Consider the following 24,885-nt stretch of genomic DNA (forward strand, 5'->3'; position numbering starts at 1 on the left):
CTCGCACCACTTATGATCTCACCTCCCCCCTGTTTAAGTATTATCATCTGCCGGTGCATCCTCCGGGGGTATCGCTGCGGCCCCTTTTTACCGGAACCAAGAATAACCCTGATTAGGTATTGCGCAGATATTGTATGGGTTTTTATGGCAAAAGCGAGAGTGCTCGTCAGCGATCCACTGGCGGAAGAAGGGCTTGCGATCCTCAAAGAGGCGTGTACGGTTGACGTCAAAACAGATCTTAAGGAGGATGAGCTCTGCGGGGTTATCGGCGAGTACGATGCCCTGATCGTGCGAAGCGGCACCGAGGTCACCGCAAAAGTGATCGAGGCCGGAAAGAGGCTCAGGTTTATCGGTCGTGCCGGTGTCGGCGTGGATAATGTGGATGTCGATGCGGCAACCCGGCGGGGTGTTATCGTGGCGAATGCACCCGAGGGAAACACCCTTGCAGCAACCGAGCACACGATGGCGATGATGCTCTCGCTCGCACGAAACATTCCCCAAGCGAATGCGAGCCTGAAAAAGAAGGAATGGAAACGCTCGAAGTTCATGGGTGTCGAGCTCAACGAGAAGACGCTCGGGATCGTCGGTTTTGGCCGGATCGGCCGCGAGGTGGCAAAAAGGGCAAACGCCATGGATATGAAATGCGTTGCCTACGACCCGTTCATCTCCAAGGAGCGTGCCGCCCAGCTCGGCGTCAGGGTCATGTCCCTTGAGGAACTCTTCCGGGTTGCTGACGTGATCACCGTGCACACGCCGCTGATCAAGGAGACGAAGCACGTCATCAACGCGAAAAGTATCGCAACGATGAAAGACGGCGTGCGGATCATCAACTGCGCCCGCGGCGGAATCATCGACGAAGCTGCGCTCTGTGACGCGATCAGGGGCGGAAAGGTTGCCGGCGCAGCGCTTGATGTGTTTGAGAACGAGCCGCCGCTCGAGTCCCCGTTTCTCTCGCTTGACAATGTGATCGTGACCCCTCATCTCGGCGCGAGCACGGTCGAGGCGCAGAAGAACGTGGCGATCTCGGTGGCAAAGCAGTGCATCGAAGTCCTCAATGGCGGCTCCGCAAAGTACGTGGTAAACGCACCGATCGTCCCGACCGAGCAGGCCGAGGTGCTCGAACCATTCGCCGGGCTTGCGGAGAAGATGGGGCGCTTTGCGATCCAGACCGTTGAAGGGCGGCTCGCATCGGTCGAGTGCATCTATGGCGGGGAGCTCTCTGCCTACGCGGGAAGCATGAAGTTTGTGACCCGGCTCGTTTTAAAGGGCCTGCTCGACCCGATCCTCCAGACGCCGGTCAATATTGTCAACGCCGAGTTTGTCGCAAAGGAGCGCGGGATCGCGATGAGCGAGACAGTGACCGAGGAAGCCCACGGATTTAAGAACCTGATCACGATCCGGGTAAAGACCGACAAGACCGAGGAGACGGTCAGCGGCACGGTATTCGTGAAGGGCCGCAGCCGGATCGTATCGGTCGATAAGTACACGATGGACCTGATCCCGGAGGGATACGTGATTGTCTCGCGGCACCTGGACAAGCCGGGCGTGATCGGGAGGGCATCTACGATCCTTGGGAAGTGCAACATCAATATTGCCGGAATGCAGGTCGGCCGGATCAATCCCGGTGAAGAGGCGCTCATGGTCCTGAACGTGGACAGCGAGGTACCAGAGGATGTAATGAAAGAGATCCGCTCGATGCCGGGCATCTTCTCTGCGACGTTTGCCAAGATCTCTTCAAAGAAGATCTGATATTTCCCTTTTTTGTCTTGCCGAAACCCTGCAGATGGAACACAAGCCATGGTCCGGGAAATCATTCCCATTGCCGGAAACGTGGAGGACTAACAGGCTTCATGCCGGAAAAATTACGGGCAAAAAAATTTTCAGCGCGAAAAAATGGTGTCAGTTCATCATCCGATTATCGGATAATTATCCGATAATCGGCTGTACAACTTACTCGCGTTCCCTTGTTCCGTCGTAAGTTTTCCGGCGGTTCCGGATTTATGTAAAAAAACCGGATCTCCCGGGCCGACACAATCTTTCGAACCGGAAAAAATCCGGAGTTTTAACGTTTTAGTTCGAAAAAAAGGACCCGGGCCGGAAACAGTACGCATGGCTGTACAGAGGAGAACACACTCACGTTCGTACCAGCTCCTGGTGGGTGAACGGGATTAGGGAGTCTGTATTTCCTCTTCAAAGATCCTGACGGTCACCGGCAGGATGTTGGGGCGCTTATCGTTTATGATGTAGACGTAATTCATCACATGGACAAGATACTCCAGGTAGCCTTTGGCGAAGTTGGAGAGACCTTCGTGCCGGCTGCCAAGGATCAGGATGTGAAACCACTGGATGAACAGGCAGATGAAGGTGATGATCCCATAGACCCAGACAACGATTCCAATCAGGATCCAGTAGACAATGCGGATGAGCAGCTCAAGACGGCTTGCATCGTGCACGTAGGTGAAGAGCTGGGTTGGGGCGGGGTTTGTTCCATCGGTCATGATATACCAGATTCCTTCTTTGAAGCCGGGGTTGATAAATCAAACGTAGAATGAAATTATTTTTGCAGTATAGGGGGCAAATCAGTTTCCTGGTGAGGAATGGTTCGTGGCACGGGTGCACTATTTTTTAATAATAGGATGACAGATGTTATAGAGCATCATCCCTTCGCGGGCTCGTGGTCTAGTTGGCTATGACGTCGCCTTGACATGGCGGAGATCCTGAGTTCGAATCTCAGCGGGCCCATACCGATGCTTCTTTTAAGATCCTGTTCTTTGTGCGTAGAGGCGGTTTATCGGGCTTTGGAGAAATCATCAGACAGTTTCACTTGATCCCTCTTTTAAGGCATCGCCACATGTTGCCTTTCGCTCCCACACCCTTGGGGAACCCCCGGTGCGATACCAGTGCGATAATTCTTCAGAAAGTAATGCAGCATTATCTCACTGCGCAGGGACGGTTCTGGGGGGAGAGGTACTGTTCCCTCCGTCACTATGTGTTTTTTACCATTTGTTGGAAACCATGGGTTTCACCAGAGCTATTTTTTACAAAATTTTTCCAGAAACCGGGATTGCAGTGCTCCTTAACGGATTCTGGTCGGGGTATTTTCTTTTGTTTTTGTGGGATCCCTGCAGAGGTTTCCTGTCAGCTTTTCCGGGTTTCGTTATACATCAGCCACACTGCGTACAGCATCGAGGCGCAGGCAACAAACAGTATCAGCGAATAAAGAAGGGGGAAATCATACGGGATGAAGATGCGGACGATGTCAAAAAGGGCAAAGAGCGCGAAGGTTATCGCGATAAGCCAGCCGTATGTTTTGTTGTTCCGGGTCGCGATCAGCACGGCGATAACGACGACCGCGCATTCGAGCAGGATGGCGATCATCTGGATAATGGCAGCAAGATCCATGGATCCGGATGAGTATCTCCGGGAATATCTGTTTTCCGGTTTTGTCTACGGCTGACCGGAAACGCAAGCTTTGAAAACAGGAGCAATTATGAGGCCGTACTCTCTTGAGCCCCGTCACCTCCATAACAGTCCTTATCCTCCTGCCGGCTCAGGCCCGGGTTATACGGGGATATTACGCTCTATCTCCCCGGTAACAGAAGTTCTCTGTAGCACCGGCTGCCTTGTGCTTCCCGTTCATCATCGCATCATTCATATTCATGTGATACGCTCTTGAGGCTGAAGAGAGGTGGTTCATTCAAGGGGCCGTCCGGTCTCCCCTGTGATCGTTGTATACCTTACACTAGTATGATCCATTGACTGTTTACGAGCGTTACCGATAGTATGTGTGCTTTGCGAATCTGTTCATATGAGGCGGCATCCTGCCCCGCCATGCTTCTCGTGGTATTGCTGGTGATACTCCTCGGCCCGCCAGAACTCCATGGCAGGGACAATCTCAGTGACAACCGGTCTTTTAAACCGGCCGGAACGTTCGAGTTCCTCCTTTGACTGGGCGGCAATCTGCTTCTGGTCAGGAGTATGGTAAAAGATGACCGAACGATAATTTGTCCCGATATCCGGCCCCTGCCGGTTTTTCTGTGTTGGATCGTGGATCGACCAGAAGGTGGCGAGCAACTCCCTGTACGTGACCACATCAGGATCGTACAGGAGCCGTACTGCCTCAGCATGTCCCGTCCGTCCGGTACATACCTCCTCGTACCGGGGATTTTTCGTATTTCCCCCTGCATATCCCACTTCTGTGGATATAACGCCAGGTACCTTACGGAATGCGGCTTCGACACCCCAGAAACAGCCGGCCCCGAATGTTGCGGTCTGAACCTCAGCCATACCAGACTCTTCCGGAGAGATCCTTTTTTTCGCATACCTGTTAAGACTTGTGGAGGTACGGATCCCCTTAAGCGACGGTAACCATCATAATCGATAACGACACACAATCCTTTGCGATATGCATGAGCCGGTGGGTGAGGCAGGATCTTCCCGCCGGCCGGGGCGTCCATAGTCACGTGAACGGCGTTAATGCCATCGCGGCATGCACCTGATCTGTGAGGAAATAAGAAAATGCGGATACTGTTTGTTGTGTGCGGCGAAGGGCTGGGGCACTCCTCCCGGTGTATTCATCTCGGCCATTACCTGGAGCAGCACGGGCATTCGGTCAGTTATCTGGCATACGGGAAATCCTATGATTTTTTCCACGACCATGGGTGTGTCACCGTCTTTTTGGGGCAGCGCGAGGTCTGCCTGGAAGGGGAAAACGGGTTTTTCTCCTTAAAAAAGACACTCTGGTGCTCGAGATGGATCGCCCTTAACATGATCCGCTCAGCGTTGCGTGTCCGCCGTTTGATCAGGGAGCAACGGATCGACTGCGTGGTCTGCGACACGATGTACGGTGGTGTCCTTGCGGCGCGGGTTCGGAATGTGCCAGTGGTCTTTATCACCAACCAGAACCGGTTCAGCGGACCCGGGGGCCGGAAGAACCCTGTCTGGGAGACCCTCAACTTTCTCATCCGGCGATACCTGCGACTGGCCGATACGGTCATCATCCCCGATTACCCGCCCCCGGAGACCGTGAGCGAATACAATCTCCTGATCCCGGAGCGGGAACGCCAGCACTATCACTTCACCGGGCCGTTCCTTGACGTTGATCTCTCCCGGTACCACTTCGGGCAGAAAACGATCTTTACCAGCTTCGGGGGGGAACCCTACAAGCTCCCGCTCTACCGGCTGCTTCGGACGATTGCCGATGAGAGAAAGGATCTCATTTTTGATGTATTCTATACCGGTGCCGTCCTTCCCGAATCCTCCGACAATTATCTGTCCCATGGGTATGTGCCCAACCTCTATGAACATCTCGCCGAGGCGCGGATCGCTATCGTCCATGGCGGACTGACTACCCTGCACGAAGCGCTGATATTCTCAAAGCCGGTTCTTATCATCGTTGACCCGGGTCACCCCGAACAGCAGAACAACGCAAAGAGGATCGTCGATATGGGTGCAGGTACGGCAGTTGACGGCCGGACCGTTAACAGGGAGATTCTCGAACAAAAGATTGCCGAGACGCTGTCGCTGCCCTCCCGAAAATTTGACCGGGAGCATGCGGCGGTAAACGGCAGGAAGAATGCAGCGGAGATTATCGAGGCAGTCGCCCTGCATGCAGCAAAAGGAAAGGTTAAGACTTTCTCTCTCCCTACCGGTGAGCAGTGAAGAATATGGGTATTTCTGCGGAGATTACGTCGATAAAGACGGGTGAGGAACTGCACATCTGTCCGGCCTGCGGGTACGAATACGGGTTCCATACCTCTTTTATCAGCGTAAACGCCGGGAAGAACGGCAAAGAGAGCCCGGTGAAATCCACCAGGGATCTCTACCGGGTGATCCTGATCTGCCCGGAGTGCGGGGCACGGTTTGATGCAGGCTGGAGGATCTCGTTCTGCGATGATGGGAGCCATATTGTCAAGGTTACCAGTGTCCTGCACTGATGATTCTTTCATCCCTGTTCGACAGCCGGGAAACGGGGATTTTGGTACGGGATCTGCAGGGAGGGCCTGATGCAATGCATCCGGTGCAAGGGGAAAGGGTTATGCGGCCTGCCACGGTGTCCCATCACAAGCAGGTTCCTTGCACAGGCTGAAGTGAAGCCCTCTGCCAGTTATCAGGGTAGCTCTCCGTCAGTTTTTGTCGGCAGCTTCGGGTACCCGGATGTCCAGGGTGGCCCTCTGCTGATTGATGACAGCGATCATCCTCCTGACTGGCTGGCACGCAATCTCGGGATTGGGGATATCGTGGGCATCCGGGCCCGGACTATCCGGGGGCGATCGCCTGCCCGGCAGTTCACCGGTGACCTGCAGGAGATTGCACTCTCGTCAAAACCCATCGATGTGGATGTTATGTTTGCCCGCCCCGTCACCTTTGCGATGACTTTTGACGGGACGGTCGCGCCCGTGGGGCTCTCGGGGGAGGTCCGGCACCTGGATGTCGTGGGCAGCGCACACGTCGAAGCGATCGTGGACCGTATCACATCGGATACGGATATCGGTGCAACCGAAGCCTGCGTCGAACTGTTCCGGGGCGGAAGCGACGTCTATGGGATCATCAAACTCATGACATCCGGGCTTCTCGGGCGACACCGGCATTTTGTTCCCACCCGCTGGGCAATCACCGTGGTCGACGACGCTCTTTCCGTGGCATTAAAAAAAGAGATTGCGCGTTTTTCCCCTCTTGAAGAATACCGGGTCTTCGCGGGGGAGATTTTCGGAAACCGGATCGTCTGTATTCTTGCACCGGGGGACTGGCGGTACGAGATGATCGAGATCTGGGGAAAACAGACGCTCTGGGCCGGGGATTCGGAAGCGATTGTGCAGGACCGGGAAGGGGCCAAAAAACAGGGATACTCGCCGATATCAGGTGCATATTACTCGGCCCGGCTCGCCATGTGCGAATACCTTAAAAGCATCCGGCGGTCGGCACGGGTGATTGTGCTGCGTCACATATCCGGCGAATACTGGGCGCCGCTCGGGACATGGGTGATCCGGGAGGCGGCCCGAAAGGCAATGGCATCCCCGCCGGCCAGCTACGAATCGCTGGACGCTGCCGTGGCCGCAGCATCCGCCCGGATCGGGTTTGACTCATGGCAGCAACACAGCACGCTCATTCCCGAGATGCGCACGCAGCGGACGCTCTTTTCATTCTGATCGTTTATTTCCGGTATGCCTGCGCTGACTTGGACTGTCGCTGGTACCGGTCTTTTATGCTGTCGAGCGTCTCGATCTCGGTGGTGTCCTTGTCGTCCCTGAGCCGGATAAAGCGGGGAAACCGGAGGGCAAACCCGGCCTCATAGGTTGGGCTGACCTGAAGTTCCGCGTATCCTACCTCAAAGACCAGTTCCGGCTCGAAACGCACCTCTTTACCGGCGCTCGAAATTACGGTATCTTTGAGGAGATCGTGTACTTCGGCAAGCTGCTCGTCGGAAAACCCAGTGGCGACCCGGGAAAGGGGGATAAGTTTTCCCTGGTCCTGGCAGGCCACGAGGAACGATCCAAAAACATGGGCGCGTTTCCCCTCGCCCCATTCAGCGCCGATGACGGCAAGATCGAGCGTGTCGACTTCAGGCTTGATCTTGATCCAGTTCTTTCCCCGCTGACCCGGGGTGTAGGGCGAACCCGGCACCTTGAGCATAATCCCCTCGTGGCCGGCGGCAAGCGCATCACGGTAGGTCCGCCCGATGACCTGAGTATCAGCACTTACCACCTGCGGTGCCACATACTGCCGGGTCACCATCTCCACGAGCCGTTTACGGCGGTCCGTGAACGGTAGATCGATTAACGTCACCCCATCGATATAGAGGATGTCAAATACGTTGGGCACCAGCGTGATGGCCTCCTGTGCCTCGGCGATATCATGACGGCGCCGGAACCGGCGCAGTACGGACTGGAATGGCATGGGCCTCCCGTCCTTGGTGGCGATCACCTCTCCATCAAGAATCACGTCGTGGTCTGTGGAGGCGAGCAGCAGTCCGATCACATCGGGAAGCGCCCCACTGACGTCCTCAAGCCTGCGGGAGTACATCTTCCCGGCGTTACCTTTTTTATGGAACTGGAACCGCGAACCGTCGTACTTGAACTCGGCGGCAACCTCGCCGTGTTCCTGCACCATGCCGGGGATCGAGCCCTGCTGGGCAAGCATCATCCGGACCGGATGGAAGAGCGTGATGCGGACATCCCGGAGGGCATCCTGCCCGATACGTGCGAGGCGTGCCACTTCGCCCAGATCATTGATGGCCTGCATTGCGTGCTCAACAAGCGCGGAATCGACCGAGAAAGCCGTTGCGATCGCTTCACGGACACTTCCCTCTCCGACACCTATACGGAGTTCTTCGAGCATGATACGGGCGAGATACCGTCCCTCAAGGGGACTTGCATCCCCGAGCAGCAACTGGACCATACGCACTTTTTCTTTCTGCGAGGTTGCTCCGCCACGAGCCGCTATGCTGATGAGTTTGTTGTATACGTCAACAATTTCAAGATCCTGATGGGATAATGAGATTTGTGATTTTTTTGACAGGAGCTCTTCCACAGCCACTCCGACGTCCCCGGTTTTGTTGATCTTCACGATCACTGCGTCTTTTTTTATCCCGGCAACGTAGCCCACGGCTTCGTAGAGCAGGCTGGGTCCGATCCCGAGTTTTTGTGCACTCCAGTCGGGAAAGATCTTTCCCATGATAAACCGGACAAAGACCGGGAGTTCTTCCGGTGAAAGCCCGGGCAGGACCCGGCCGATCACATCGATCATGTCAAGGCGCCCGGAGAGGTTCTCAATCTCTTCGCAGCACCGGGAGAACTCCAGAAAGAGCATGACGTTTCTGTTGTGTGATTTGGCGATTTGGAGCATTAACATTTGCTGTAACTCCTGAACGGCGCTTTCGACCATGTAACGCTTTTTTCGTGCTCACCATAAAAGTAAAAGTATTTTTAATGTCCTGCCGATAGTTCATGTAGCGCAGGTCGTGGATAATCTCTATGGGTGACGAGTGGCAGCCCGAGGCCGTTGTCCGGCAGAGACTGGATCTCATAAAAAGAGAGTTTATCGAATATATCAGAGCTAACAGCGAAAAAATCGACGCCAACCTCCCGGTTTTTTTCGGTCAGGTTATTGCATCGCTTGATAAGGCACTCCCCGGCCTCAGCGACGCTCTCTACAACCAGTTCATCGACGCGATCGCGTTTGCAGTACTCGACGCGTCGAAGCAATCTGACGATATCCCGTTTGTTAAGAAACTTTTCAACTACGCCCTGAGTAACAAGCGCGGGAACCGTGGCCGTGCAGTCTACGATATCCTGCTTGGCATGAAGATGATCAACACCGGAAAGTACGCGGAAGCTGCCGAGCAGCTCAATAATTACCGGTCCATGGATGTCCTGATCTGCCCGGCGATTGCCTACTGTTACTTCGTCCTTTCCACCCGGCAGACGCCGGTCGAGGGAGGCAGGGAGTCCCAGCGCCCCAACGAGATGCTACTTGCCGCACGGGAACAGATGATCGAACTCGTCCATCTCAACCCTCCGATAAACCGTCTTCAGGATCTCGAACTTGCCGAAGACCCCCGGATCAACAAGATCTTCTGGTTCATGATCAAGCAGGCGATCGACTGGTTCCCCGGCGAGCGCGAGTTTATCCGCATCGGGATCGAAAAGGCGTCCCGGGACGGGAAACGCGACATAAAAGAGGAGCTCCTCAATATCGCGATCGGGCGGTTTTACAACGATATGTTCTTCCTGCGCGAGCTCTACAAACTCAAACTCGAGAACCGCGACGCCAGCGGTGTTGTCGGGGTCGTCAATCAGATGACCCAGCAGTATCCCGATGACCTTGAACCAATTTACTATGGCCTTAAACTTTCGATCATCACCCGCCGGATGGACACCTATATCAGGTTCCGGAAACTTGCTGTAAGCAAGAACATTCCTGCAAAAGCACCTGTGCTGCTGGACTACGCGTTTGAGATGATGCGCGGCAAGAAGGTCGAGATGTCCGCTTGTATGGACGAGATCAAAAAAAGATTCGGCCCCCAGCACTATTTTGTGACTCTGCTCGAGTACGTGGCGAACGATTTTCAGTCGGACGATGCTAAAACGGTCATGCGTGCAAAGAAGGCGATATTTGATGCCATCGATCAGTACTGTATGAAACTGCTCAAAATTGAGGCGCGATAATGGGAAGACATATGACGATAGGTGTGGACGAAGGCAGAACGATTCGTCAGGGACGGCAGGAGGCTTTTCTATGGCAGTAGTGCGAATCCTTATCGCAGCGGGTAAGGCAGCGGATGCGGACGATCTCGCGTCCAAGGCAAAGACGGCAGGGTATCGGGTGAAGGCACGGGCGTCTTCAGGAAAAGAGGCCTTCGCGCTGGCAGAGGCAAAGCATCCGGATCTCGTGCTGATAGATACTCATCTTCGCGGGGACATGAGTATCCCCGCGGTGGTAAAGAAACTCCAGATGCTCTGTAACACCCCGGTGGTTCTTGTCGCTTCCTCCGATAATGATATCCCGGTCCCACGCAAAAACACCGCAGTACCGTACGGGTGTCTGGTCCGACCGTTTGGCGCGAGACAGTTCCGGCAGGTGATCGATGCTGCAGTTTACCGGCATTCTCTCGAGCAGGGTGCCAGCGTGAACGGTAGCAGTAAACGGGAGTACGACGGCGCGATGGTTCGAAAGATCGCCCATGACATCAACAACTCGCTCAGTTCAGCGCTTGCGAATATCCAGCTTTCACGCCGCTCGGACGTCAGTGGGGATCGATTATATGAGCACTTAAATGGTGCTGAAGATAGCGTGCTGCGGGCGCGGGATCAGTCACGCCAGCTGCTTACGTCATCGGCGGAACCTGAGACAGAGGCTGGTGCACAACGCAGTGCACATGTCCCGGCAAGCCCTCCCCGGGGTACTGGCGCTCATAAGAAGGATACTGCTGCAGCGTACAGGATCCTTCTGATGGATGACGAGGCAGCAATCCTCTCGGCTACAAGTGAGATGCTCTCGTTTCTGGGCCACCAGGTTACTGTGGCAGAGAACGGTGATGAAGCGATCGATCTGTATAAAAAAGCCCAAACTGATGCCGAGCCGTTCGACGCGGTCATCCTGGATGTCACTGTACCGGGCGGGTCGGGGGCACAGGAAACCCTGCCCCGGCTCCAGGTGCTCGATCCCAACGTTCGGGCGATCATCTCCAGCGGATATGCCACCCACCCCATGGTCGTCAGTTTCGCCGCCAGAGGGTTCGTAGCCGCCCTCGTAAAACCGTACGGCTTCAAGGAACTTGAGGAATCGCTTGCCCGGGCGTTTCTGTCCTGACGCACTTACAACCGGATTTCCTGGGGGATATCCGGTGTCGAACCCTTCTGGGTCGCCACGATCAGGCACTTTTCTTCGAAGAAGAGCCCGAAGCCCTCGCGTGCGCTCGCCCGGGCACGGTCCGGCGTATTGTTGATCTCGCTTAAGTGGGAGAGAACCACCTGCGGCACGTCTTTTCCGAGCATTCGCAGCACTGCGGCGGCCGCCGGGTTTGACAAGTGTCCCCGGCTGGAGCGTATCCGCCGTTTCAGGGACTCGGGATATGGCCCGTTTGCGAGCATCTCCGGGCAATGGTTACTTTCGAGCACGATACCGTCGCAGCGCCGGAGCAGATCCAGCATATGGAGGGTGACGATGCCCGTATCGGTGCAGTACCCCAGCATTTTCCCGTTCTCCTCAATGATAAATCCGCAGGGCTCTCTTGCGTCGTGGGAAGTGGCAAATGGTGAGATTGTGAATCCTCCGGCCACAAACTGGTTGTCGTACCGGCAAGCGTGTGTCTCGAGCGTTTTATCCGACGTGCGCCGGTGACAGAGAAAATCTGTAAGCGTGCCCCCGGTGGCATAGACCGGGCACTCCAGTTTTCGTGCGAGCACGTCCAGGCCCCTGGTATGATCCACATGCTCGTGGGTAACGATAATCGCGTCGATGGTATCGGCAGCACAGCCTGTCTGCGTGAGCCGGTACAGAGTCTCCTTTGCACTCAGACCGACGTCAACGAGGATGGCGCTGTCGCAGCCCCCGATATATGTGCAATTGCCCTTGCTCCCGCTCGCAAGAATCGTACACCGCATATCTCCCTACCATAGGCTTTTTTTGTATTAACCTGCTTTCATCCTGCCGGCACCAGAGAAAGGAATAAAAAAGAAATCCGGAGTTATTTTTTCGCTTTTATTGCTTCATACTCTGCGAGCACCGGGGCGATGGTCTTCGTGGAGATGGAGCGCCGCACGAGAATCGTCAGCTTCCGGCAGTACTGGATATGGGCAATCTGGAAACTCACGATGAGACCAAAACAGAAACACGTGACGCCAATCAGGGTATAACTTGCAACGTCGACCATCGGATATCCCCCTCACGTCTCCTTCGCGAGCTCGTCTACGATCGGTACAATGGAATCGGTATCGGAGCATTCTTTGGCGAGCACTACAAAGCGCTTCGAGTAATAGATTGTCAGGAGCTGGTGTCCGATGATCATCCCGATCGAGGACATAATGATCCCAATACCAATATAAATAAGTAGATCCGTGAGCAGGTCAGTCATGATGCACTCCATTGACTGTTACGGCAGGATACAGATAAATTTATTGAATATGGGTGGCCTGTCATCAGGTGAGTGAGAAAGTCCCTGCTTTACGTAATGCCACATCAGTTACATGAAGGAATGTTGAGGGGGGTTCGCGGAAAAGACGGGTCAGCCCTGCAGAAAGCAAGTGCAGCCCTCTTTTTGCGAACACGGAAAATGGTTCACCCCAAGTCACTCTGTCAGGAATTCGACATCCCTGAAAGGTGTATCCTGTTAAAAAACAGGGAAAAGACCATTAACGGCGAGAACGTTGGTACCGTTATACGGGAAGAACAGCTATGGATTGTAGTTCAAGTCGGGTGAGTGGGTGACCGATAAACAATCCAATTCCCTGCGGTTCACGATCTCAGAGTTTGCCGGATCGCTCGGCGACTTCGGGACGATCATCCCTCTCATACTTGCCGTTGCGCTGGTATCTGATGTCAATCCACGCTATATCCTCCTCTTTTTCGGGGTCTGGTTCATCCTTACCGGGCTCTATTACCGGCTGCCCATCCCTCTTGAACCGATGAAGGCGATCGCAGTAATTGTGATCGCCGGTGGAATCGGGAGCGGGGAAATAGCGGCCGCCGGTCTCATTCTCGGTGTTATTTTTCTGGTACTCGGCTACGGCCGGTGTTTTTCGGTCATCGAGAAATGGGTACCTCAGAGTGTCGTACGGGGTATCCAGCTCGGACTCGCCCTGCTCCTCTTTAAGGCGTCCATAGATTTTGTGATCACGGATTCTATCTTTTTCGTCATCGGTATCGCCATCATCATGGTGTTTATTCTCTTTGTCCGCTACCGGGGCATCCCTGATCTCTCATCAATCTGTGTTATTGCGGTGGGTGTAATCGGCGGGATCATCCTGCATGGAATCCCCCCCCTCAGCCTGATCCCCCCGCCAGCACTGGTAATTCCTGTACCGACGGATTTTCCCGCCGCCCTCTCCACCCTCGTACTGCCGCAGGTGGTGCTCACCATCGCAAATGCGATCCTTGCAACCTCCCTGCTGACGAAAGATTTGTTCGAAAAGGACGTGCCCCCAAAGATGCTCTCGACAACTATCGGCCTCATGAACATCGTGTCGGTGCCATTCGGCGGATTTCCCATGTGCCATGGGGCCGGCGGACTTGCCGGACAGTACCGCTACGGGGCACGGACCGGGGGGGCAAGCATCATCGCCGGCCTGATCTTTATCATCCTTGCCCTGTTCTTTTCCTCCCCCCAGGTGCTCTCCATCGTAGCGGTGGGAGTCCTCGGCGCCCTCCTCGTCTTTGTCGGTATCGAGATGGCCCGGCACAGCATCAGGACCGATTCTCTCTTCATCACCGGCCTTATCGGGCTGCTTGCCCTTGCCGTATCCATGACGGTCGCATTTATCGTCGGCCTGATAGCCGCGTACCTTCTTGCTGGGGTAAAAAGGAAGCCGGTATCCAAAGGCCCGGTCATCTGAATCCGTAGGGATTCGAATACGGTTTGCGTCTATGAACATATTTGCAGGTTGAATCAGGCCCGGATAACGAAAACCTTAACAACCTTTCCCGCCGAGTTTTTCTGCTATGTGGAGCGCGGTTGATGTCGAAACCTGGGTCTCGCGGCGTACGTCCCGTCTGGATGCAGTCCATGGCCCGGTACAGGAGATTATCGAGAAAGTGAGGTTGGGGGGGGATGCGGCCCTTATCGAACTCTCCGAAAAATTCGACAAGGTGCATCTGGATACGATTGCAGTTGATGAGGATGCACGTGAGGCAGCGTACGAGCAGGTCGATGCACGAATCACCGAATGCCTCGTGGAGGCGGAGGTACGGATCAGCCGGTTTCACGAGCTCCAGCTGCCCCGGGGCCTCTGGCTCAACGAGATTGAGCCCGGCATTACCCTCGGCGTGAAGACAACCCCGCTCTCCCGTGTCGGAGCATACGTGCCCGGTGGCCGTGCTGCATATCCTTCGACCGCCCTTATGTGCACGGTTCCCGCGCGAATCGCCGGCGTTCCTGAAATCTGCTGCTGTTCCCCGCCGCCGATCCAGCCGCTCACTCTTGTCGCTCTCGATATTGCCGGCGTGCACGAGATCTACCAGTGTGGGGGTGCGCAGGCGATAGCCGCGATGGCACTCGGGACAGAGACCATCGATCCGGTGGATAAGATCGTGGGACCGGGCAACGTGTACGTAACCGCCGCAAAGATGATGCTCCGTGAGTATGCCGAGATTGATTTCCCCGCAGGTCCCAGTGAGATCGCAGTGATCGCAGACGAGGGAGCGGTAGCGGCGTATGTTGCCGCCGATATCCTCGCCCAGGCTGAGCACGATCCACATGCAGCCTGTCTCCTCATCTCCACCTCTGCCGCTCTCGCCGAGCGTGTTGGCGCCGACATCAAAAAGCAGGCAGAACACGCCCCGCGTAAGGACATTATTGCACAGGCGCTCAAAAACTCCGGCTATATTGTCGCCGAGGACCTGGCGGAAGCGGTCGCAATTTCAAATGCTGTCGCACCCGAGCACCTCTCCATCCAGGTGGCCGATCCCCTCCCGGTCCTTGGCGGTATACGAAATGCAGGGGCGATATTTATCGGGCCCTACACCCCGGTTGCCTGCGGGGATTATGCGTCAGGCACCAACCACGTCCTCCCGACCGCCGGTTATGCCCGGCAATATTCGGGCCTTGACGTGCACCATTTCTGCAAGACCTCTTCGGTCCAGATTCTCACCAGAGAAGGACTGGACAGTATCGGTGACATCATCGAAACTCTTGCCACGGCTGAGGGACTTACCGCCCACGCCCGGTCCGTGCATGTACGGCGGCAGGAGAAAACAGGGAACCGGAAGAGCAATTCCGGGTGCTGAAAACAGAGGACCAGGTTCTCCCGCCGGTCCAGACAATTTCTCCTTACGTTTTCTTCAGCCGGCGGATAGAACAGGACCCGACGATGATCGATATCGCAAGCGCCACAACTGCGATACCCGGGCAAAGGGGGATTGGCGGGGGCTCCTTCTCCGGGGGGAGGAAGGTAATATCCGCCTTGGCATAGCTGCTGTGACCGAACCGTTCCCGGTCGATCGGTGAGGTTACTACGTACACCGTGTAGGTTCCCGGGTTCATGTTGCCGAGAATACTTGATGTGTCCCATGAGTAATTCCAGGAACCGTCATTCATGTCCACCGGCGCGGTGGTAAAAAGACCGTGCCCGGCCGGGATATTGAGGTTCTCCAGCGTGACACCCCGGGAATCCAGATCCGGGCCGGCGACAAAGAGGTAGACGGCAATCGTACGGATACCCGAGACCGTGCCGCTGAGGGTGACCATGTCCCCGATGTGCGCCACCGTGGGAGTGGCATTGATGGTGACATTTTCCGCTCCCGCCGGGCAAATCCCCCCACAAAAGAGAAGGGTAACTGCCAGAAGACAGATCCACCCGCGCATACCAGTACCCTTCTTGCTGGAACGATAAAACAGTATCACCGCGTGGTTTTAAAACTCCACAACCATGACCGCTTCCTCTTCCTCCCTGAGGTCCCCGGCCTCGAACTCATAGGCATCGGCCGGGTTATAATCCTCGTAAATCTCGCACTTGTCCAGCACGTCGATAAATTCCTTGAGGAAAATTCTCGGGATCACGTCCACCCGGCCACCAAAACGGCCGGTGATCTTTTTGATCATGGCCCGTATGAACCGGTGGGAGACCCTCTCCCGGTCCACCTCGCGGTAGGCCTGCGAGTACACATCGATAACTTTGAGGGCTACAAGTTCGAGTTTGCCGGTATCAAAACGGGAGAGGTGGATCTGGGGCTGGCGGGGATTTTTGTATGTACCGCTCTCAACAACGCTGATCCGGTCGTAAAGCGGTGTCACCGATCGTATGCCCCGCGAGCTGTCGAAAAAGGCAGGGGTGCCGGTGAACAAAAAGTAACAGTGCGGCATCCGCCCTCCGTCAAGAGCATCTATTATCCGGGCTAGTGTCTGGTAACTTCTCTCCCGCTGGTTCCGCTGGAGCCCCTGCGTGGTCTCCAGTTCATCGATCGCGATCGCAAGCCCCTGGTATCCCGCACTGTGGATGATCTCGACAAGCCCTGAAAGGAAGAGAAACGCCATGGTATCATCGACTTCTCCTTTGATACCTGCCTTCTGTTTGAAGTCGCGCCCGATGGTGGGTTCTGCCGCGATCCAGCCGATGGCCGCCTGAGCGATCGGGAAATCACCGGCATTGTAGGCCCGGTAGTACGTGCGGAGCGCTGCAGCCAGGGCGGTGTTCTTTTCGCTGATACCGGCCAGTGCCGTTTCGATCTCTTTTTCCGCGGCCGTTTCGAGTGCGCTTTCGCCTTCCCCCCCCCGGCCTGCCGAGATCAACCGCTCTTCGATAGCAAAGAGCCAGTTGTCAACGATGGTCTTGAGCGCGTGTTCTGTCTCATTTGTCCTGAGATTGGCACAGATCTGCTGGTAGAGTGCTTTTGGTTTTGAGAGCGGGGCTGAGGGGGAGACAAACACATGGGCGGTGGCAAAGCCTTTGCCGGTGGCGATCTCAAGGGCGCGGGCGACAAAAAATGTCTTCCCGCTTCCATAGTCCCCCCGGATGAACTTGAGGTCGCCTCCTCCTTCCGCAACATACTCCAGCTGCCTCGCGATCACGCCCTCCTCCATATCAAGCCCGACCACGATCCGTTCAAGGCCTTCAGCCGGGACGGTCCCCCGCCTGAGCGCGTTTATGATGTTGAGACTTTCGTGCCGGTGCCGGTCTGTCTGGTCAGGCTCCGCAGTATTCATAGACTTCCCCCTCTGCACTCATTCCTTTTTTCTCCAGGAGCATAATTCCCTGTGCTTTTGCCTTCCGGATCAGGATATTTACGATCCCGGCGACCCTGCGGGTACCCAGCAGCCGGCGCAGGTCAGTTTCGCTCGCCCTCTTGTGGGCGACAAGAAATGCGAGAATTTTCTGCTCTGGAACGGAGAGCGCCATGACTTCCGTCAACGCTTCCACGGATTGCCGTGCAGCGGCAGGTTTCTCCGATCGCGGCGCCTTTATAACCGGACTGTCTGTGAGCATCTGCTCCTTTGTTCGGTGTACCAGGATGAGAAAATCGTCTGTTCTGCATTCACGGGGGTATGCTGGGAGCACATCAATACCGCAGAGGCAGTTCTCCATGCATGCCGCAAAGTCTTCGCGTGACAGTGCATCGGTGGCTGCGCTCCGGTACGCGACGGCCAGGCATTCCCGGTCATCGGATCCCAGCATATCCCGCCGCTCCTCCATGCGCCGGATCAATTCTCCGGTAAGACGTCGCATCCGAAGCAGCGTTCTCTCGTTTTTTGTCACGGCCGCCGCGACCCGGCTGAGATCTGCCAGTCTCCCGACATTTGCGAGGATGTAGAGCAGGACTTTCTCGCACTCGCGGTCATTTCCTAATGAAGCGAGGAACTCTGCATAGGGAAGACCGCCGTTTAAGTAATCGGCGCGGTACGCCCGGTAGTACCAGGAACGCGCCATATCGACCTCCCCCAGTTCACAATACATCTGTGCGGTCTCTGCAAGACAGATGACGTTTGTGTCCCCGGACACCCGTGCGAGAAACCGCTCAAGATCTTCTCCCTTCGGGAGCTGCGCCATCATATAATGACGGTATGAACTGAGGATCTGCCTGAGAGCGTCTGATGGGCAGGGAGCATCCAGTTCGTCCCGGATCAGGCTCTCATAATCGGCCAGGGCGTTTACATGGTCGCCCAGCGCCGCAGACAGTTCGCACGCGATGAGCCGGTGCTGCGGCTTTTTGTCAAGTGCGATCAGTTTTTTTACGGTGGCAAGCGCCCGGAGATATTCTCCCCGGTCCTGTAAAAGGTTCACATAATCCAGAAAAATACCGGGATCGGGAATTTCTTTGAGAACCGATGCGTAGGTTCCGGGATCAAAGGCAGGATCCGCCCGGGCCCGTGCGGCAAGACACAACCGGAGGGTCGCAGGGTCGTGCGTTTCATCGTAGAGCCCCTGTGCCTCATCAGCCGCCTCGCGGTACCTCCCGGTTGCACAAAGAGCCTCGGCATATTCCCGGCTTTTCAGTTTCACGCCTTTGGGGGACTGGTTCAGGGCACAGGCTTCTTCTGCCCGCCCTGTCCGGGTGAGTGCGGCGGTCAGGTACCGGAGATCATCGGGTCGTTGTCCGAGCGTGCAGAGCCTTTTTAAAACCGGGAGAGCCCCCCGTTCATCCTTTCGTGCGATGAGACTTGCCGCATAGCTGCGCAGGGCGTCCTGGTTACCGGGATCGAGCCGGACCGCTGCTGCGTACTCTGCAACCGCACTATCGTTACCTTCCTGTTCGAGCACCTTTGCAAGATAGCTGTGGATATGGGATGACTCCGGCATCCTCCGGGCGAGATCCCGGAAATACACCTCTGCGTCCTCAAGTTTTCCCCAGGAGAACAGGTTGGTGGCGGCGAGGATTTCAAGGGCGGGATCCCGGGCCGACTCAAGCAGCCGGTTGCATAACGCGAGCGACTCCCGGTACCGTCCCTCGCTGTATAGCCTGAAAGCCTCTTTTTTCCCGTCGTCTGCAGTTACCGGAGTCATGGCGTGCCCGGGTGGAGCCGGATCCGGAGGAGACCGGTGAGCATCCGTACCATGTCCCCTTTCCGGACCCGGGAATCTCCCTTGTTCTGCCATGCGATAGGAATCTCCTCGATCCGGTACCCGGCCCGCGACAACCTCCAGATCAGCTCGACATCGAACTCAAAACCCCGCGCAATAAGGTGGGGAAGTACCGCTTCGACCGCGGATTTTTTAAAGACTTTTGCCCCGCACTGTGTATCGTGGAAGGAGAGCCCGAACAAAATCCTGATAACCCTGTTGAAACCCCGGCTCTCCAGCCGGCGCAGCCAGCTTTGCCGGATCACGGGCCGCGAACCCGGTACCCAGCGGGAGCCGATGACGGCATCAAAAGAGGATAACTTCCCGAAAAGACGGCATATCTCGTCAATCCCGGTGGAGCCGTCCGCGTCAACGTAGCCCACGAGCGGCGCCTGTGCCGCAGCCAACCCGGCAATCACGCCGCCGCCCTTGCCGAGCCGGGTGGAAAAGCGCAGGCAGCGGATGGAAAGCGACGGGTGGCTTTTTGCTACGGCCTCAACAACATCCGCTGTCCGGTCGCTCCCGTCGCAGACAACAATGAGCTCCCCGTCGAACTGCGTAATGGACTCAAAAAGGCACGCAATCCGTTTTTCCTCGTTATAAGCAGGGATGACCAGGCTGTACCTGAGAACGGGGGTGGGGGACATGGCAGGCAGTAACGTGGTGATCCGATGTTGCCGCCCCGGTAACTTCCGGCCCGGCAGCGGTATAATCCTGTACCATTGGGTGGAGAGTGCCAATAATATTACTGGTGTTTTCCCAGGTGCCGGGCGAGTGCCGTTTCCTTATGATATTTCTCCGCGATGGCAAGCGCAGTTGCCCGGAGATCCTGGTGATCCTTAAGGCAGGTCTCGGGAGGAGAGGATTTGCGCAGGATGGCGGAGGTGTTCTCGGTCACCTGGATGAGTTCGGTTGCGATCAGCGCGTTCAGCCAGATCAGATCGGTGAACATGCTTTTGAGTTCTGCATCTTCCATGGTACATACTTCAGGAATGCCGGATATTAAATGATGGGGGAATATCCTGACGCCGTCGCACATCCGCATGACGCGCACTTTGCGACCGGGGTTTTATCTATCTTAAGCCAGGTGTCATCCCGTTTGTTATGGCAACCTTAATCCCCTCCCGTTCCAGACATGTCCCCCGGAGTACCATGACCTATCTGGATAACATACGAAAGGACGGGAAATACGCAAATCCTTTCTTCTGCCTGGCAGGGATCGAGGTTGTCACTATGGAGGAAGGCAGGGCAATCCTGAAAATGGCAGTCCGGTCTGATATGCACAACGGCGTGGGCTGGCTGCAGGGGGGAATGCTCGTGGCGCTTGCCGATGAGGCGATGGCGCTTGCGCTCTACCCGATGCTTGAAATGACCGAAGGAATCGCGACCATCTCTGAGTCCACGAGCTTCATCAAAGGTATCCGGGACGGCGTGATCCTCGCTGAGGGACGGGTGATCCGGAAAGGGCGGCGGGTCGCGTTCTGCGAGGGAGAGGTCCGGGTTGATGATACAGATAAGACAGTACTTTCCCGGACGACAGCCTCGTTTGCCTTGATGGCCTGCAAATGATATGAAAAAGCGATCCAGCAACATGAGGAGATCGTTTCTCCCCACCATATGACGATGGCTGCCACCGCACCCGGCAGGAAGCCCCGCGGCGGCGTAACAAAAAGAAAAAACTTCCTGCCCAGCCGTGCCCCGGATGGGCCATGAAGAAAGAGATCCGAAGATTTTGCAGGTTTTATAATTCCGGGGCGAATTCGATCGGTGCACATTCTTTTCTACGGAGCCCTTTTTTAAGGGGCGAGCTATCTTCGGAAGGCCCGGGTACAGTTCCCTCAATCGACAGGTATTTTAAAAGATGGAAAAATCCGGGTTTTTTAGAAGACCTAAAAAAGAAAAAACCGGCTTACTTTCAACTCACTTCTTTGTTTTGCCCGCTTTTTTATCTGATTCTTCCCCTGTCTTGCCCCCGACGGGTGTCTTTCTCGTGACATAGTACGCAACACCGGCGGCAACGATGACTACAACGACAGCGAGAACGATAAGGGTGACCGGCGGGGCGGAAGCGGCGGCTTTCTCTGCTGCGGCAAGCTTCGTGATTGCTGAGGTGTTGTCGGGATTGTTGGGATCGCTTGCGAGCGCCGCTTTATAGGCCGTTACGGCGTCCTGGTAGTTTCCCATCTTCTCCAGTGCGTCTCCCTTGTTGATCAGCGCAGGAGTAAAGTTCGCATCACTGGCCAGCGCCTGATCATAGGAGGTCACTGCATCTGCATAATTCCCGAGGTTGTACTGGGCGTAGCCTTTGTTATTCAGGAAATTTTCATCATTGGGATACACCACAAGGCCGGCGTTGAGGGTCGCTATCGCGCCGGTATAGTTCCCCATCTGCATCTGCGCATAGGATTTATCCTGATAGGTAGAAAAGAGCGCATTGCTCAGTTTGATCATTGTCGTATTCGATCCGAGCGCCTGATCGTAGAGTGCAATCGCATTAGTGTAGTTCCCGGCTGCCAGTGCATACTCGGCATCGTTGTAGTAATCCGTGGCTGCATCGTGAGCTGTGGGGGTGGTCACACTCACGTTTGCTGCCATGGCGGGAATGACCGTTATGGCACATACCAGAAGAAGTGCCAGGATTCCAAGGATCTGCCCTCGTTTCATACCCGGTATATGGGTGCTGTCCTGACATCAATCTTGCTTTCGCGAATGCGGGGTGGTTATACCGGTGGGGCATCGCTCCATTCAATGCAGGTACTATATAAAAAAGAAGGGTGGTACCACGGCATGCCTCCGAGGCAGGCATGAAACTCGTGACAACGGAGGTATTGCGGAGATCCTCCGGGACCGGCATTTCCCGGTACCCGGGAGGAAACAATGCTGCAGATCCGCTTGCCCCAAAGATTAGCCTGAGCGCAATCCCGACAAAGATGGCGTACATCTCCTGAAATGGTCAGAGATACCTAGTATGTCCACAGGTAACTAGTTTCTCCTGGGTATAACGCGGGTTATTTTGACCCTGGTATTGGAGATCTTACCTCCTTTTGCTTTAAGAGCCCGGACCGGCCGTTCTATCCCGTCGTTAAGATAATAATAATAGGGAATGCGGCTCAAATGGTATGCAATCGGGGAGATCACGTGAAATACATTTTTATCACCGGTGGTGTTATGAGCGGCCTGGGAAAAGGGATCACGGCTGCTTCAGTCGGACGTATCCTGAAAAACCGGGGATACCGGGTCACGGCCGTAAAAATCGACCCGTACCTTAATATAGACGCAGGGACGATGAACCCCGCCCAGCACGGGGAGGTTTTTGTCCTCAAGGACGGAAGCGAGGTCGATCTCGATCTCGGCAATTACGAGCGGTTCCTCGATATCGAGCTTACTGCATCTCACAATATCACGACCGGTAAGGTATACCGCACGGTTATCGATAAGGAACGCCGGGGCGATTTCCTTGGAGAGACCGTCCAGATCATCCCCCACATCACCGACCAGATCAAGACGTGCATCAAGCAGGCGGCCGAGGAGGAGTTTCCCGATGGCACGAACGCAGACGTGTGTCTTGTCGAGGTCGGAGGCACCGTCGGCGATATCGAAAGCATGCCGTTCCTGGAAGCAGTCCGGCAGATGCGGGGCGATCTTCCTGCGCACGACTATGTCCTGATCCATGTAACCCTCGTTCCCGAGGATGCGATGGGGGACTTAAAGACCAAGCCCACCCAGCATTCGGTAAAGGCCCTCCGGGAACTCGGGCTTCACGCAGATATCATTGTCGGCAGGAGCGAACGGGTAATCGGCGCCAACACCAAGCGCAAGATCTCGGCGTTTTGCGATCTCCCTATCAGTGCAGTCATTTCGGCTGCCACCGCCGGCGATACCTATGAGGTTCCCATGGAGATGGAAAAGGAGGGTATCGCTGATGTCCTCTCCACTATCCTCGGCCTTGAGGATAAAGAGACCGATCCCTCGTGGTACCGGCTCGTGACAAAAGAATACACGAACCGGGTGACGGTCGCGATCGTGAGCAAGTATGGCATCGAGGACGTCTATATCAGCATCAAGGAGGCGCTCAAGCATGCCGGCCGGGCACTCTCCACCGAGGTGAAGATCGCGTGGCTGGACGCGGAGCGGTATGAGCGCTGCCAGCTCAAGGATTACGATGGCATTCTCATCCCGGGTGGTTTTGGGAAGCGCGGCATCGAGGGCAAGATTGAGGCAATCCGGTTTGCCCGCGAGAATAACGTGCCCTTCCTGGGGCTCTGTCTCGGGTTCCAGCTGGCAACCATCGAATTTGCACGGAACCGATGCGGCACTGCGGATGCCACAAGCGAGGAGTTCGGGGAAGGCTCGCATGTGATCGCGCTCCTCCCCGAGCAGGAGAGCGTGACGGAACTGGGCGGCACGATGCGCCTTGGGGACTACACTTCCGATATCCGGGACGGCACCCTTGCGATGAAACTGTACGGGCAGAAGCAGATTGTCGAACGCCACCGTCACCGGTACGAGGTAAACCCGCATTATATCGAAAAGCTGGAGAAGGAGGGACTGGTCTTTTCGGCCACCAACAGGAACCGGATGGAGTGCCTTGAACTCCCCGCCCACCCGTTCTTCTTTGCAACGCAATTCCACCCCGAGTTCAGGTCACGGCCGACCCGGCCCTCACCACCCTATCTAGGGTTTGTCGAGGCGTGCAGGGCAAACAAGCGGACAAAATAGGCAGGCGGACAGGTATGGTCAGGACAGAAAAATTCATCCCACAGGCAATCGAGGAGATCAAGAACGCCGCCGGCACGGAAAAGGTCGTGATGGCGCTCTCGGGAGGGGTCGACAGCTCGGTCTGCGCCGCGCTTGCCGCCCGGGCGATCGGCGACCATCTGATCCCGATCTACATCGATACCGGCCTGATGCGCAAGGGTGAGACTGAACGGATAAAAACGGTCTTTAGCAACATACGGCTCCAGGTGGTCGACGCTGGCGACGAATTCCTTGCCGCGCTTGCCGGGATTACCGATCCTGAAAAAAAGCGCAAGGCAATCGGCGAACGCTTTATCCGGGTCTTCGAGCGGGAGGCAAAAAAATCGGGAGCCACGTGCCTGTTACAGGGCACGATCTACCCGGACCGGATCGAGAGCGAAGGGGGCATCAAAAGCCACCACAACGTCGGAGGTATGCCTCTTGAGACAGCGTTTACGAAAGTGATCGAACCGATCCGCGACCTCTACAAGGACGAGGTGCGGGATGTGGCCGGGGCCCTAGGCCTGCCGCGGGAGATCCAGCACCGGATGCCGTTTCCCGGGCCTGGCCTTGCAGTCAGGATCCTCGGGGAGGTCACCCGGGAAAAGGTCGCGGTGGTCCGGGAGGCCAACTGGATCGCCGAGTCCGAGATCGTCGAACAGTACCACCCGTGGCAGTGCTTTGCCGCCCTCGTCGGTCTCGGGACCGGGGTGAAGGGGGATAACCGGATCCACGGGTGGATCGTCGCGATCCGTGCCGTGAACTCCCGTGACGGGATGACCGCCGATCCCCTCGAGATTCCGTTCGCTGATCTGACGAGAATTGGCGCGAGGATCACCGCAGAGATCCCGAGCGTCGCCAGGGTGGTCTACGACATCACCCCGAAACCTCCGGCGACTATCGAGTACGAATAACCCCCACGATCCATTAAATTGTCCGG

The 24,885-nt window shown here is 56.0% G+C and carries 24 protein-coding genes and 1 tRNA gene; 12 read left to right on the forward strand and 13 right to left on the reverse strand.

What is annotated here, in order from left to right; translation table 11 throughout:
* The first annotated feature begins 144 nt into the window (after nucleotides 1-144).
* Nucleotides 145-1,749, forward strand: coding sequence for a phosphoglycerate dehydrogenase (gene serA / locus ACLQMU_RS05430; RefSeq protein WP_422148445.1), 1,605 nt, complete (start codon nucleotides 145-147; stop codon nucleotides 1,747-1,749).
* A gap of 419 nt (nucleotides 1,750-2,168) precedes the next feature.
* Here serA and ACLQMU_RS05435 read toward each other — a convergent pair whose 3' ends face one another.
* Nucleotides 2,169-2,498 carry a DUF4389 domain-containing protein gene (locus ACLQMU_RS05435; RefSeq protein WP_422148446.1) on the reverse strand — a complete coding sequence of 110 codons (330 nt, stop codon included), beginning with the start codon at nucleotides 2,496-2,498 and terminating at the stop codon, nucleotides 2,169-2,171.
* A gap of 170 nt (nucleotides 2,499-2,668) precedes the next feature.
* Between ACLQMU_RS05435 and ACLQMU_RS05440 the strand changes: the two genes are divergently transcribed.
* Nucleotides 2,669-2,742: transfer RNA gene (locus ACLQMU_RS05440), tRNA-Val, on the forward strand.
* 396 nt (nucleotides 2,743-3,138) lie between these two features.
* Here the strand turns inward: ACLQMU_RS05440 and ACLQMU_RS05445 are convergent.
* Nucleotides 3,139-3,402, reverse strand: coding sequence for a hypothetical protein (locus tag ACLQMU_RS05445; protein ID WP_422148447.1), 264 nt, complete (start codon nucleotides 3,400-3,402; stop codon nucleotides 3,139-3,141).
* Nucleotides 3,403-3,804: 402 nt separating this feature from the next.
* Nucleotides 3,805-4,287 carry a peptide-methionine (S)-S-oxide reductase MsrA gene (msrA, locus tag ACLQMU_RS05450; RefSeq protein WP_422148448.1) on the reverse strand — a complete coding sequence of 161 codons (483 nt, stop codon included), beginning with the start codon at nucleotides 4,285-4,287 and terminating at the stop codon, nucleotides 3,805-3,807.
* Between the two features lie 231 nt (nucleotides 4,288-4,518).
* Here msrA and ACLQMU_RS05455 point away from each other — a divergent pair, with 231 nt between their 5' ends.
* From ACLQMU_RS05455 to ACLQMU_RS05465, 3 genes are all read left to right on the forward strand, one after another.
* The gene (locus ACLQMU_RS05455; protein ID WP_422148449.1) at nucleotides 4,519-5,661 is read left to right on the forward strand and encodes a glycosyltransferase family protein; all 1,143 of its coding nucleotides are present in this window, start codon (nucleotides 4,519-4,521) and stop codon (nucleotides 5,659-5,661) included.
* Nucleotides 5,662-5,666: 5 nt separating this feature from the next.
* On the forward strand, nucleotides 5,667-5,936 hold the full coding sequence (locus ACLQMU_RS05460; protein ID WP_422148450.1) for a hypothetical protein: 270 nt from the start codon (nucleotides 5,667-5,669) through the stop codon (nucleotides 5,934-5,936).
* A 69-nt stretch (nucleotides 5,937-6,005) separates the two neighbouring features.
* Nucleotides 6,006-7,148 carry a hypothetical protein gene (locus ACLQMU_RS05465; RefSeq protein ID WP_422148451.1) on the forward strand — a complete coding sequence of 381 codons (1,143 nt, stop codon included), beginning with the start codon at nucleotides 6,006-6,008 and terminating at the stop codon, nucleotides 7,146-7,148.
* A 4-nt stretch (nucleotides 7,149-7,152) separates the two neighbouring features.
* On the opposite strand, the gene ACLQMU_RS05470 is transcribed toward ACLQMU_RS05465, so the two are convergent.
* Nucleotides 7,153-8,808 (reverse strand): ATP-dependent DNA ligase, encoded by a 1,656-nt coding sequence (locus ACLQMU_RS05470; protein ID WP_422148495.1) that lies wholly within the window; start codon nucleotides 8,806-8,808, stop codon nucleotides 7,153-7,155.
* A gap of 164 nt (nucleotides 8,809-8,972) precedes the next feature.
* On the opposite strand from ACLQMU_RS05470, the gene ACLQMU_RS05475 reads away from it, so the two are divergent.
* Together ACLQMU_RS05475 and ACLQMU_RS05480 are read left to right on the forward strand one after the other, a co-directional pair.
* Complete coding sequence (locus ACLQMU_RS05475; RefSeq protein ID WP_422148452.1) at nucleotides 8,973-10,166, forward strand: hypothetical protein; 1,194 nt, start codon at nucleotides 8,973-8,975, stop codon at nucleotides 10,164-10,166.
* Nucleotides 10,167-10,236: 70 nt separating this feature from the next.
* A complete protein-coding gene (locus ACLQMU_RS05480; protein WP_422148453.1) occupies nucleotides 10,237-11,310 on the forward strand; it encodes a response regulator in 1,074 nt (357 codons plus the stop codon).
* Nucleotides 11,311-11,315: 5 nt separating this feature from the next.
* Here the strand turns inward: ACLQMU_RS05480 and ACLQMU_RS05485 are convergent, their stop codons facing one another.
* The 3 genes from ACLQMU_RS05485 to ACLQMU_RS05495 form a co-directional block, all read right to left on the reverse strand.
* Nucleotides 11,316-12,104, reverse strand: coding sequence for an MBL fold metallo-hydrolase (locus ACLQMU_RS05485; protein WP_422148454.1), 789 nt, complete (start codon nucleotides 12,102-12,104; stop codon nucleotides 11,316-11,318).
* Nucleotides 12,105-12,187: 83 nt separating this feature from the next.
* Nucleotides 12,188-12,373: a hypothetical protein gene (locus ACLQMU_RS05490; protein ID WP_422148455.1), complete on the reverse strand. Its 186-nt coding sequence runs from the start codon at nucleotides 12,371-12,373 to the stop codon at nucleotides 12,188-12,190.
* Between the two features lie 12 nt (nucleotides 12,374-12,385).
* Nucleotides 12,386-12,586: a hypothetical protein gene (locus ACLQMU_RS05495; protein ID WP_422148456.1), complete on the reverse strand. Its 201-nt coding sequence runs from the start codon at nucleotides 12,584-12,586 to the stop codon at nucleotides 12,386-12,388.
* Between the two features lie 337 nt (nucleotides 12,587-12,923).
* Between ACLQMU_RS05495 and ACLQMU_RS05500 the strand changes: the two genes are divergently transcribed.
* Both ACLQMU_RS05500 and hisD read left to right on the forward strand, forming a co-directional pair.
* Nucleotides 12,924-14,051 (forward strand): putative sulfate/molybdate transporter, encoded by a 1,128-nt coding sequence (locus tag ACLQMU_RS05500; protein ID WP_422148458.1) that lies wholly within the window; start codon nucleotides 12,924-12,926, stop codon nucleotides 14,049-14,051.
* Nucleotides 14,052-14,157: 106 nt separating this feature from the next.
* Entirely contained in the window at nucleotides 14,158-15,441 is a 1,284-nt protein-coding gene (gene hisD / locus ACLQMU_RS05505) for a histidinol dehydrogenase (protein WP_422148459.1), read from the forward strand.
* Between the two features lie 43 nt (nucleotides 15,442-15,484).
* Here hisD and ACLQMU_RS05510 read toward each other — a convergent pair whose 3' ends face one another.
* From ACLQMU_RS05510 to ACLQMU_RS05530, 5 genes are all read right to left on the reverse strand, one after another.
* A complete protein-coding gene (locus ACLQMU_RS05510) occupies nucleotides 15,485-16,018 on the reverse strand; it encodes a hypothetical protein (RefSeq protein ID WP_422148460.1) in 534 nt (177 codons plus the stop codon).
* 48 nt (nucleotides 16,019-16,066) lie between these two features.
* Complete coding sequence (gene brxD / locus ACLQMU_RS05515; protein WP_424039251.1) at nucleotides 16,067-17,356, reverse strand: BREX system ATP-binding protein BrxD; 1,290 nt, start codon at nucleotides 17,354-17,356, stop codon at nucleotides 16,067-16,069.
* Nucleotides 17,337-19,151: a tetratricopeptide repeat protein gene (locus ACLQMU_RS05520; RefSeq protein WP_422148462.1), complete on the reverse strand. Its 1,815-nt coding sequence runs from the start codon at nucleotides 19,149-19,151 to the stop codon at nucleotides 17,337-17,339. The genes brxD and ACLQMU_RS05520 overlap by 20 nt, the downstream gene beginning before the upstream one ends.
* Nucleotides 19,148-19,855: a dolichyl-phosphate beta-glucosyltransferase gene (locus ACLQMU_RS05525; RefSeq protein WP_424039249.1), complete on the reverse strand. Its 708-nt coding sequence runs from the start codon at nucleotides 19,853-19,855 to the stop codon at nucleotides 19,148-19,150. The genes ACLQMU_RS05520 and ACLQMU_RS05525 overlap by 4 nt, the downstream gene beginning before the upstream one ends.
* A 98-nt stretch (nucleotides 19,856-19,953) precedes the next feature.
* Nucleotides 19,954-20,184, reverse strand: a complete 231-nt coding sequence (locus ACLQMU_RS05530; protein WP_422148464.1) for a hypothetical protein — start codon at nucleotides 20,182-20,184, stop codon at nucleotides 19,954-19,956.
* Between the two features lie 176 nt (nucleotides 20,185-20,360).
* Between ACLQMU_RS05530 and ACLQMU_RS05535 the strand changes: the two genes are divergently transcribed.
* Nucleotides 20,361-20,777 carry a PaaI family thioesterase gene (locus tag ACLQMU_RS05535; protein ID WP_422148465.1) on the forward strand — a complete coding sequence of 139 codons (417 nt, stop codon included), beginning with the start codon at nucleotides 20,361-20,363 and terminating at the stop codon, nucleotides 20,775-20,777.
* A 351-nt stretch (nucleotides 20,778-21,128) separates the two neighbouring features.
* On the opposite strand, the gene ACLQMU_RS05540 is transcribed toward ACLQMU_RS05535, so the two are convergent.
* Complete coding sequence (locus tag ACLQMU_RS05540; RefSeq protein WP_422148466.1) at nucleotides 21,129-21,872, reverse strand: tetratricopeptide repeat protein; 744 nt, start codon at nucleotides 21,870-21,872, stop codon at nucleotides 21,129-21,131.
* 474 nt (nucleotides 21,873-22,346) lie between these two features.
* Here ACLQMU_RS05540 and ACLQMU_RS05545 point away from each other — a divergent pair, with 474 nt between their 5' ends.
* Together ACLQMU_RS05545 and guaA are read left to right on the forward strand one after the other, a co-directional pair.
* Complete coding sequence (locus ACLQMU_RS05545; RefSeq protein ID WP_424039246.1) at nucleotides 22,347-23,927, forward strand: CTP synthase; 1,581 nt, start codon at nucleotides 22,347-22,349, stop codon at nucleotides 23,925-23,927.
* A gap of 14 nt (nucleotides 23,928-23,941) precedes the next feature.
* The gene (gene guaA, locus ACLQMU_RS05550; RefSeq protein ID WP_422148469.1) at nucleotides 23,942-24,859 is read left to right on the forward strand and encodes a glutamine-hydrolyzing GMP synthase; all 918 of its coding nucleotides are present in this window, start codon (nucleotides 23,942-23,944) and stop codon (nucleotides 24,857-24,859) included.
* Nucleotides 24,860-24,885 lie beyond the last annotated feature (26 nt).

The sequence above is a fragment of the Methanoregula sp. genome (assembly GCF_052325125.1).
GTDB lineage: Archaea > Halobacteriota > Methanomicrobia > Methanomicrobiales > Methanospirillaceae > Methanoregula.

What these genes read in the sequence shown, in the direction of transcription:
- ACLQMU_RS05435 (WP_422148446.1), bottom strand. Translation starts at nt 2,498, where the DNA reads ATGACCGATGGAACAAACCCCGCCCCAACCCAGCTCTTCACCTACGTG.
- ACLQMU_RS05510 (WP_422148460.1), bottom strand. Translation starts at nt 16,018, where the DNA reads ATGCGCGGGTGGATCTGTCTTCTGGCAGTTACCCTTCTCTTTTGTGGG.
- ACLQMU_RS05495 (WP_422148456.1), bottom strand. Translation starts at nt 12,586, where the DNA reads ATGGAGTGCATCATGACTGACCTGCTCACGGATCTACTTATTTATATT.
- ACLQMU_RS05445 (WP_422148447.1), bottom strand. Translation starts at nt 3,402, where the DNA reads ATGGATCTTGCTGCCATTATCCAGATGATCGCCATCCTGCTCGAATGC.
- ACLQMU_RS05535 (WP_422148465.1), top strand. Translation starts at nt 20,361, where the DNA reads ATGACCTATCTGGATAACATACGAAAGGACGGGAAATACGCAAATCCT.
- ACLQMU_RS05520 (WP_422148462.1), bottom strand. Translation starts at nt 19,151, where the DNA reads ATGACTCCGGTAACTGCAGACGACGGGAAAAAAGAGGCTTTCAGGCTA.
- ACLQMU_RS05540 (WP_422148466.1), bottom strand. Translation starts at nt 21,872, where the DNA reads ATGAAACGAGGGCAGATCCTTGGAATCCTGGCACTTCTTCTGGTATGT.
- ACLQMU_RS05465 (WP_422148451.1), top strand. Translation starts at nt 6,006, where the DNA reads ATGCAATGCATCCGGTGCAAGGGGAAAGGGTTATGCGGCCTGCCACGG.
- ACLQMU_RS05470 (WP_422148495.1), bottom strand. Translation starts at nt 8,808, where the DNA reads ATGCTCTTTCTGGAGTTCTCCCGGTGCTGCGAAGAGATTGAGAACCTC.
- ACLQMU_RS05455 (WP_422148449.1), top strand. Translation starts at nt 4,519, where the DNA reads ATGCGGATACTGTTTGTTGTGTGCGGCGAAGGGCTGGGGCACTCCTCC.
- guaA (WP_422148469.1), top strand. Translation starts at nt 23,942, where the DNA reads ATGGTCAGGACAGAAAAATTCATCCCACAGGCAATCGAGGAGATCAAG.
- ACLQMU_RS05480 (WP_422148453.1), top strand. Translation starts at nt 10,237, where the DNA reads ATGGCAGTAGTGCGAATCCTTATCGCAGCGGGTAAGGCAGCGGATGCG.
- ACLQMU_RS05530 (WP_422148464.1), bottom strand. Translation starts at nt 20,184, where the DNA reads ATGGAAGATGCAGAACTCAAAAGCATGTTCACCGATCTGATCTGGCTG.
- brxD (WP_424039251.1), bottom strand. Translation starts at nt 17,356, where the DNA reads ATGAATACTGCGGAGCCTGACCAGACAGACCGGCACCGGCACGAAAGT.
- serA (WP_422148445.1), top strand. Translation starts at nt 145, where the DNA reads ATGGCAAAAGCGAGAGTGCTCGTCAGCGATCCACTGGCGGAAGAAGGG.
- ACLQMU_RS05485 (WP_422148454.1), bottom strand. Translation starts at nt 12,104, where the DNA reads ATGCGGTGTACGATTCTTGCGAGCGGGAGCAAGGGCAATTGCACATAT.
- ACLQMU_RS05490 (WP_422148455.1), bottom strand. Translation starts at nt 12,373, where the DNA reads ATGGTCGACGTTGCAAGTTATACCCTGATTGGCGTCACGTGTTTCTGT.
- msrA (WP_422148448.1), bottom strand. Translation starts at nt 4,287, where the DNA reads ATGGCTGAGGTTCAGACCGCAACATTCGGGGCCGGCTGTTTCTGGGGT.
- hisD (WP_422148459.1), top strand. Translation starts at nt 14,158, where the DNA reads ATGTGGAGCGCGGTTGATGTCGAAACCTGGGTCTCGCGGCGTACGTCC.
- ACLQMU_RS05460 (WP_422148450.1), top strand. Translation starts at nt 5,667, where the DNA reads ATGGGTATTTCTGCGGAGATTACGTCGATAAAGACGGGTGAGGAACTG.
- ACLQMU_RS05525 (WP_424039249.1), bottom strand. Translation starts at nt 19,855, where the DNA reads ATGTCCCCCACCCCCGTTCTCAGGTACAGCCTGGTCATCCCTGCTTAT.
- ACLQMU_RS05475 (WP_422148452.1), top strand. Translation starts at nt 8,973, where the DNA reads ATGGGTGACGAGTGGCAGCCCGAGGCCGTTGTCCGGCAGAGACTGGAT.